We start from the raw sequence: 8,520 nt of genomic DNA, 5'->3' as shown, positions 1-8,520 counted from the left end.
TCCGCGCCATCCCGCGCCGGGACGTGAAGCCGATCGCCAAGGCGCTGATCGCCCGCTTCGGCAGCTTCGCCGAGGTGATCAGCGCCCCGCCCGAGCGGCTGATGGAGGTCGACGGGATCGGCCCCGCCGTCGTCACCGACCTCAAGATCATGGAGGCCGCCGGTCGGCGCCTCGCCCGCGGCGCGGTCGTCGAGCGCACGCTCCTGTCCTCCTGGGCCGCCGTGATCGATTATTGCCGGGCCGCCATGGCGTTCGCGCCGCGCGAGGAGTTCCGGCTCCTCTTCCTCGACAAGCGCAACCGCCTGATCGCCGACGAGGTGCAGGGCCGCGGCACCGTCGACCACACCCCGGTCTATCCCCGCGAGGTGGTGCGCCGGGCGCTCGAACTCTCCGCCACCGCCCTGATCCTCGTCCACAACCACCCCTCGGGCGACCCGACGCCGTCCCAGGCGGACATCAAGATGACCCGGGACATCGTGGCGGTGGCCGGCCCCCTCGGCATCGTCGTCCACGACCACATCATCGTCGGGCGCGAGGGCCATGCGAGCTTCCGCGGGCTCAAGCTGATCTGAGCGACGGGTCGCCGGCCGGTCGATTTCCCGTGCCGAAACGCCTAAAAATTGAGCAGATTGTTGCGTCGCCCGGTCGATCGCGTCCCGCTTCGCCTGACCCAGCGCAAAGACGTGTGAGGCACAGGCGCGAAGGACGCATTTCCTTTGCCTTGGCCCCCGTCTTGCGTCTAGCTTCGGCGGAAACAGAGGGACGCCCATGCCGCTCAGCGCGTTCAACGAGATGACGGGAGCCCAGGAGAGCGGACTGGACCCGGCCGTCGTGCGCGAGGCGTACGCGGCACTCAAAACCTGGCTCGACACGACTCCGCCCGAGCAGTTCGACACCCGGCGGAGCCAGGCCGAGCTGTTCTTCCGCCGGATCGGGATCACCTTCGCGGTCTACGGCGACAACGAATCGACCGAGCGGCTGATCCCGTTCGACATCATCCCGCGGGTGCTGACCAAGCCCGAATGGGGTTTTCTCGAGCGCGGCCTCAAGCAGCGCGTCACCGCGCTCAACATGTTCCTGGCCGACATCTACGGCCCGCAGGAATGCATCAAGGCCGGGATCATCCCGGGCGACCTCGTCTACCGCAATCCGCATTACCGGCTGGAGATGCGGGATTTCGAGGTGCCGCACGGCAAGTACGTCCACATCGCCGGAATCGACATCGTGCGCACCGGCGAAGACCAGTTCTTCGTGCTGGAGGACAATGCCCGCACGCCGTCCGGGGTCTCCTACATGCTGGAGAACCGCGAGGTGATGCTGCGGCTCTTCCCCGAGCTGTTCTCCAAGCACCGGGTCTCCCCGGTCGAGGCCTATCCGGACGCGCTGCTGGCCACCCTGCGCAGCCTCGCGCCGATGCGCGCCGCCCGCGATCCGAGCGTGGTGCTGCTCACCCCGGGCCGCTTCAACTCCGCCTTCTACGAGCACTCGTTCCTGGCCGACAAGCTCGGCGTCGACCTCGTCGAGGCTTCCGACCTCTTCACCAAGGACGACGTGGTCTACATGCGGACCACCGAGGGCCCGCGCCGGGTCGACGTGATCTACCGCCGGATCGACGACGACTTCCTCGACCCCCTGGTTTTCCGGCCCGATTCGGTCCTCGGCGTGCCGGGGCTGATGAGCGCCTACCAGAGCGGCAACGTCACGCTCGCCAACGCGGTCGGCACCGGCATCGCCGACGACAAGGCAGTCTACAGCTACATGCCGGAGATCGTGCGCTTCTTCACCGGCGAGGAGCCGATCCTGCACAACGTGCCGACCTGGCGCTGCCGCGAGAAGGAGGCGCTGTCCCACGTGCTCGCCAATCTCGGCGACCTCGTGGTCAAGGAAGTCAACGGCTCGGGCGGCTACGGCATGCTGGTCGGTCCTCACGCCACCAAGCGCGAGATCGAGGAGTTCGGCCGCAAGCTGCGGCACGCGCCGGACGGCTTCATCGCCCAGCCGACGCTGGCGCTGTCGACCTGCCCGACCTTCGTCGCCTCCGGCGTCGCGCCCCGCCACGTCGATCTCCGGCCCTTCGTGCTCGCGGGCGCCGACGACATCCGCATCGTGCCGGGCGGGCTCACCCGCGTCGCGCTGAAGGAGGGGTCGCTCGTCGTCAATTCGAGCCAGGGCGGTGGCACCAAGGACACCTGGGTGCTCGACGGCTGACAGAGCGCGCCCGCGCCGCCCGCCCCGCATTCAGGACCCGGCCGTGCGCCCCCGCGCCCGGCCCGGTCCGCCCGCACCGCCACAGCGTGAGCCTCCCCAGCCGCCATGCTCTCCCGCACCGCCGACAACCTCTACTGGCTCTCGCGCTACGCCGAGCGCGCCGACTTCGTCGCCCGCATTCTCGATGCGGCGCTCCGCCTCTCCGCCCTGCCGGCCAATTACGGCGGCAGCGACGCGAACGAGTGGGAATCCGCGCTCGCCTCGGCCGGCAACATCGAGCTGTTTCGCCCGCTCTACGACAGCGTCAACGAGCATACCGTCCGCGACTTCCTGGCCTTCAGCCCCAACAACCCGTCCTCGATCCGCTCCTGCCTGCAGACCGCCCGGGAGAACGCCCGCAGCGTGCGCACGGCGCTGACGAGCGAGATGTGGGAGGCGATCAACGAGGCCTTCCTGCACCTGCGCAGCTTCGAGGGCCGGGACATGACCCGGGAGGAGTTCGCCCGCTTCCTCGACTGGGTGAAGGGCGTCTCCCTCGCCTTCGACGGCTCGGCCTACCGGACGATGCTGCGCAACGACGCGTTCTGGTTCACCCGGCTCGGCATCGCCATCGAGCGGGCCGACAACACCGCCCGCATCCTCGACGTGAAGTACCACGTGCTCCTGCCCGAGACCGAGCGGGTCGGCGGCAGCCTCGACTACTTCCAGTGGACCACGATCCTGCGCGAGGTCTCGGCGCTCACCGCCTATCACTGGGTCTACCGCGAGAGCATCAAGCCCTGGCTGGTGGCCGACCTCCTGATCCTCAACCGGGAGATGCCGCGCTCGCTCGCCAATTGCTACGGGATGCTGGTGCGCAACCTCGACCTCATCGCCGACGCCTACGGCCGGCACGGGCCGAGCCAGCGGCTGGCCCGCGGGATGCTCGCCCGCCTCGACGACCTGACGGTGGAGGAGATCTTCGCCTCCGGCCTGCACGAGTTCATCGAGGAGTTCATCGCCGAGAACAACCGGCTCGGGGCGGCGATCGTCGAGCAGTACCTTGGGTGAACGCCGCCGGCTCGGGCGACGCCGCCGGTTTCGCCCGGCCGCGGAGCGGTGTATAGCACCGCCCCGCACGGCCCCGCTTTAATCGTGACAGCGAGCTTCGCGACCCCATGCGCATCCGCGTCGTCCACGAGACGGTCTACCAGTACGACAATCCCGCCCGGAACCTGATCCAGATGCTGCGGCTGACGCCGCGGGACCACGACGGGCAGCACGTCCGGTCCTGGCGCATCGAGCCGACGGTGGACGGCCGCCTGAGCCGGCGCGAGGACGGCTTCGGCAACATCGTCCACGTCTTCAGCGCCGACGGGCCGGAGGAGGCCCTGGCGATCCGCGTCGTCGGCGAGGTCGAGACCACCGAGACCCACGGGGTGATGCGCGGCACCGCCGAGTGGCTGCCCGACCCGTTCTACCTGCGCGAATCGCGCTTCGCCGTCGCCGACGAGGCGATCCGGACCTTTGCCGAGGACGCGGCGGGTGGAGCGAAGGACCGTCTCGACCAGCTGCACCGGCTCCTCGCCGGCGTCCACCAGACCGTCGACTACGCCCCCGGCCCGACCGGGACCGCCACCACGGCGGCGGAGGCCTTCGCCCTGCGCAAGGGCGTCGGCCAGGACCTCGCCCACGTCTTCATCGCGGCGGCGCGCCACCTCGAGATCCCGGTGCGCTACGTCTCGGGCTATTGCTGGCGGCCCGACGCCCCCGAGCAGGAGGCGGGCCACGCCTGGGTCGAGGCCCGGGTGCCGGATCTCGGCTGGGTCGGGTTCGATCCCGCCCACGGCATCGCGGTGACCGACGCCCACCTGCGGGTGACGATCGGGCTCGACTACCTCGACGCCGCGCCGGTACGGGGCAGCCGCACCGGCGGCGGGACCGAGACCATGACGGTGCGGGTCCGCGTCGACGATGCCCGCGCGCAGGCGCAGGCCCAGCAGAGCCAGGAGGCGACGGTGAGCGAGGTCCCGGCCGAGAGGCCGCCCGTCGAGGTCCCCGTCATCCAGCACCAGGCGCAGGTCGGCTGACCCCCCCTGTGGCACCGCCGCGATAGCGGCGCGCCACCTCACCCCGGGGAAGCGGATTCGGCTGGATTCGGTACACCGCCTGCGCCAGGGTGACGCCGCGCGCGGTGCCGGACCGCCCGCCTGACGAATCGCCGGGGGCGGTGAGCGATGACCTATTGCGTCGGGATCCTGGTGGAGGAGGGTCTCGTCATGATCGCCGACACCCGCACGAATGCGGGGCTCGACGACATTTCGACCTACCGCAAGCTCCACATGTTCACGAAGCCCGGTGAACGCGTGCTGGCGCTGGCCTCGGCCGGCAACCTCTCGGTGACCCAGTCGGTGCTGGCGCTCCTGACCGAGGGGGTCGAGGACCCCGATACCGGCAAGCTCGAGACGATCTACGACGCGCCGACGATGTTCCGCGCCGCCCAGCTCATCGGCCGCGCGACCCGCAAGGTGCGGGCGATCGAGCGCGCCGGGTTCGAGGCCGCGCAACTGCGCTTCGAGGTGTCGTTCCTGTTCGGCGGCCAGATCGGCGACGGGCCGATGCGGCTCTACATGATCTACTCCGCCGGCAACTTCATCGCCTGCAGCCAGGACGCGCCGTTCCTGCAGATCGGCGAGCACAAGTACGGCAAGCCGATCCTCGACCGCGCCGTAACCTACAAGACCGACATCTACGACGCGCTGAAGGTCGGGCTCGTGTCGATGGACTCGACCATGCGGTCGAACCTCGGCGTCGGCCTGCCGATCGACCTGACGGTGATCCGCCGCAACACCTGCGACACCGAGGTGCTGCACCGGATCGAGGCGGGCGAGCCCTACTTCCACGACCTGCGCGAGCGCTGGTCGGCGGCCCTGCGGGCCGCCCACCGGGCGATCCCGCGGCCGCCCTACGGGCCGGGGGCGAAGTAGCCCGCCCCGGCCCGCGCGGGCTCAGAACGTGCCGCGCAACCCCGCGAACACGCTGCGCCCGTCGCCCGGGTAGAAGATCCGGGCGGCGCTGCCGGTGAGCGCCGCGGCGTTGGTCACCGCCGAGACGTCGGAGACGTAGCGGGCGTCGGTGAGGTTGCGGGCGTCGAGGAAGAGGGTCAGGCCGGGGTCGACACTGACCGAGGCCTGCAGGCCGACGAGGGCGTAGCCCGGCGCCCGCAGGGTGTTGGTGTGGTCGGCGAAGGCGCCGGTCGGCACCCAGTCGAGGGACGGCGCCAGGGTGAGGCCGCCGCGGGCGTAGCTCAGCACCGTGCGCAGGACGTCCCGCGGCAGGCCGGCGATCCGGTTGTCGCCGTAGACCGGATCACGCACGAACCGGAAGTCGTTGCGGGTCCAGATCTGGGTCAGCGTCAGGCTGTCGCCGACGCCGGTGAGGTCGCGGGCGAGATCGAGCGACACCGCCGCCTCGACGCCCTGGTGGCGGGTGCGCGGCGCGTTGAAGGTCGCGGCCGGGATGCCGAGGCCGGCATTGACCGAGAAGTTGATCAACTCGTCGCGGATCTCGGCCCGGTAGACCGTCACGTCGAAGCCGAGACGGTCGATCCGCCCGCGGGCGCCGGCCTCCACCGTCCAGGCGCGCTGGGCCTGGAGCGGCACGAAGGTGGTGTTGGCGGGATTCTGCTGCACGAGGTCGGAGAAATCCGGCACGTCGCGGGAACGGGTGAGGTCGCCGAAGACCTGGAGATCGGGCATCGGCTGCCAGAGCAGGCCGATCTTCGGGTTCACGCCCTCGTAGGTGCGGTTGGCGAATTTGGCCGACAGGTTGCCGGGTAGCCCGCCCTTGTCGCTGTAGGTGCGGTTGGCGGAAAACAGCTTGGCGCCGGTCATCAGCGCCACGTCGGGCAGGAACCAGAACCGGTTCTCGCCATAGGCCTCCAGGCTCGAGGCGCTCTGGAGGCTGTTGCGGGTCTGGGCGCCGCGTTGGCCCGCCACGTTCACGAATTGCAGCGCGGTGTTCTGGCCCGCATAGGCGCGCAGGCCCAGGATCGTGTCGTTGCGGAATCCCGCGACGTCGAAGCTGCCGGCCCAGTGCGGCGAGACGCCGTAGGTCCAGCCATCCTGGTCGATGACCTGGAAGATCGGGTGATACAGCGACTTGTGGATCGCCCAGGAATCGATGTCGAGCTTGCCGATGTCCAGGAGGAACGAGGTCCGGTTGGCGATCCGCTCGGTCGCGACCTGGCGCGACTGGTTGCCGGTGATCGCCGCCGGGTTGGCGATCCGGGGCGTGCGCAGCGATTCGTCGAGGGTGAGCGCGCCGGGAAGCTTCTGGTCGGTGACGTAGAGGCCGGCATAGAATCGGGTCTCGATGCCGGGGGCGATCTGGTAGCCGAGGTTGGCGTTGACGTTCTGGGTCCGCTGCACCTCGTGCTGGCGGAAGCCGTCGGCGTTGGTGACCGTGCCGTTGACGAGAAAGTCCGCCGGGCCCACGACCCGCGAGACCTGGAAATTCTCCCGCACCGCGTTGAAGCTGCCGCCGTCGATCCGCACGATGGTCGGCGCGAGCGCCGTGCGGGCGGTCGGCGTGACGAGGTTGACCGCGCCGCCGAGCGTCGTCGCCCCGAAGGTCAGGGCGTTGCCGCCCTTGTAGACCTCGACCGACCGCAGGGCGAGGGGATCGACTTGGTAGAAGTCGCCCGACCCGTCGGCGAGGTTGAGCGGAATGCCGTCCTGCAACAGTTCGATGCCGCGCAGGTGGAAGCCGCGGGCGACGCCCGAGCCGCGGATCGAGAGGCGCACCTCCTGGCCGTAGCGCTCCTGCACGGTGACGCCGGGCACGTCCTTCAGCACGTCGCGGAGGGTGTTGGCGTAGCGGTTCTGGATGTCGGCCGCGTCGACGAACCCGACCGAGCCGACGGTCCGGTTGAGGCTGCGGCGCTGCTCGGCCACCGACGGCACCGTGAGCGAGCCGCCTCCGGCCGCGGCGACGGCGGAGCCCGCCACCTCGATCTGCTCGAGGGGCAGGGCGCCGGCCGTCTGCTGGGCGGAGGCCGGGGGAGCGAGGCAGAGGAGAGCGGGCAGCACGGAGCCGCCCCGAAACAGCAGGGACATGACGGCGCGACCTTTCGCGGGCCGGAGCCGGGCAGGGCTCGACGGCGCGGGAGACGAGAAGGATGTCGGTGGATGGGAGGCAGCGCGCGCCGGGCGAGGGAGAGGGATCCCCAAGTCGAGAGGCGCGCCGTCAGTGTTCGGTTTGGGCTGCAGGACTTGCGCGCAGGACCGGCGCAGCCCGTCTGTCCCGCTGTCGCGGACCCGTCAGGACGGCAATCCTCTGGAGATCGGGCGCGGGATCTCCTCTCCCGTGTGGGCTAGCGTGTTCACACATCTCGGTTTGAACGCTTCTCCTTTTGAAAGTAGAGCGCCTCTCCTCCCCCTTGTGGGGAGGAGTTGGAGGTGGGGGTGGTGCCGGAGGAGACTCAGCGGTGCCTCCTGCACCACCCCCACCCCTAACCCCTCCCCACAAGGGGGAGGGGAAAGCGCGCTTACCTTCAATGGGTTAGCATTCAGAGGAGAAGTGTGAATCCGCTAGCCCGTGTGGGAAAGGGGATCCCGCGCCGTCTCAGTTCCCTGGACGGCCTTGACGCTCACGCATGCAGGCGAAAGCCGGACGATCCGGCGAGGCGATCCTCGCCACCATCAATGATGGTGGTGGCCGCCCCCGGCCTCCGGCGCCGACGCCCCGATGGCGCCGACGGCGAAGCGCACCGGCACGGTGCCCGCGCGCTCGAAGGTGAGGGTGCCGTCGAGGGTGTCGCCGGCCTTCGCCGGGCCCTTCAGGTCGAGGAACATCAGGTGGTAGCCGCCGGGCTTCAGGGCCACGGTCTCGCCCGGCTTGATGACGAGGCCGCCCTCGACCGGGGCCATCTTGGCCACGCCCTTGTCCATCGACATCTGGTGGACCTCGCCGCGGGCCGCCAGCGGGATCGAGGCCGCCAGCAGCCGGTCCGGCTCCTTGCCGGTATTGGTGATCTCGAGGTAGCCGCCCGCCACCTTGGCGCCGCCCGGCGTGGCGCGGATCCACGGTGCCGTGATGGCGAGGTCGCCGGCCTTGACCGTCGTGGAGGCCGCGGGGGCGGTACCCGGCGCGGCAGCGACCGGCGCCGCGGCGGCGGCCGCCACGATGCGCACGCCCGGCGCGGGCGATGTGAGGTCGCGGGAGGACTGGCCGGCCGCCGGCACCTCGCGCCAATCGGCGACGGCGCCGTCGCATTCCTGGCGCACCGGGAAGTAGACCGTGCCGCCCGGCGCCACCGCGTCGGTGAGGCCG

Annotated in this window: 7 protein-coding genes; 5 read left to right on the top strand and 2 right to left on the bottom strand. The window is 70.4% G+C overall.

Annotation, left to right across the window (positions count from 1 at the left end):
- From radC to QR78_RS29845, 5 genes are all read left to right on the top strand, one after another.
- A partial coding sequence (gene radC / locus QR78_RS29865; protein WP_048431260.1) for a RadC family protein occupies window positions 1-572 on the top strand: 572 nt, incomplete at its 5' end.
- A gap of 196 nt (window positions 573-768) precedes the next feature.
- On the top strand, window positions 769-2,208 hold the full coding sequence (locus tag QR78_RS29860; RefSeq protein WP_048431258.1) for a circularly permuted type 2 ATP-grasp protein: 1,440 nt from the start codon (window positions 769-771) through the stop codon (window positions 2,206-2,208).
- A 105-nt stretch (window positions 2,209-2,313) separates the two neighbouring features.
- A complete protein-coding gene (locus tag QR78_RS29855) occupies window positions 2,314-3,258 on the top strand; it encodes an alpha-E domain-containing protein (protein WP_048431257.1) in 945 nt (314 codons plus the stop codon).
- A 107-nt stretch (window positions 3,259-3,365) separates the two neighbouring features.
- On the top strand, window positions 3,366-4,277 hold the full coding sequence (locus tag QR78_RS29850) for a transglutaminase family protein (protein ID WP_082171974.1): 912 nt from the start codon (window positions 3,366-3,368) through the stop codon (window positions 4,275-4,277).
- A gap of 147 nt (window positions 4,278-4,424) precedes the next feature.
- On the top strand, window positions 4,425-5,174 hold the full coding sequence (locus QR78_RS29845) for a proteasome-type protease (protein ID WP_048431256.1): 750 nt from the start codon (window positions 4,425-4,427) through the stop codon (window positions 5,172-5,174).
- Between the two features lie 21 nt (window positions 5,175-5,195).
- On the opposite strand, the gene QR78_RS29840 is transcribed toward QR78_RS29845, so the two are convergent.
- Together QR78_RS29840 and QR78_RS29835 are read right to left on the bottom strand one after the other, a co-directional pair.
- Window positions 5,196-7,304 (bottom strand): TonB-dependent receptor family protein, encoded by a 2,109-nt coding sequence (locus QR78_RS29840; RefSeq protein WP_048431255.1) that lies wholly within the window; start codon window positions 7,302-7,304, stop codon window positions 5,196-5,198.
- A 585-nt stretch (window positions 7,305-7,889) separates the two neighbouring features.
- A partial coding sequence (locus tag QR78_RS29835) for a copper chaperone PCu(A)C domain-containing protein (protein WP_048431254.1) occupies window positions 7,890-8,520 on the bottom strand: 631 nt, incomplete at its 5' end.

It is taken from the genome of Methylobacterium indicum (assembly GCF_001043895.1).
GTDB lineage: Bacteria > Pseudomonadota > Alphaproteobacteria > Rhizobiales > Beijerinckiaceae > Methylobacterium > Methylobacterium indicum.
Note: the sequence above shows the minus strand (reverse complement) of the source record. Positions and strands in the feature narration are given on the sequence as shown.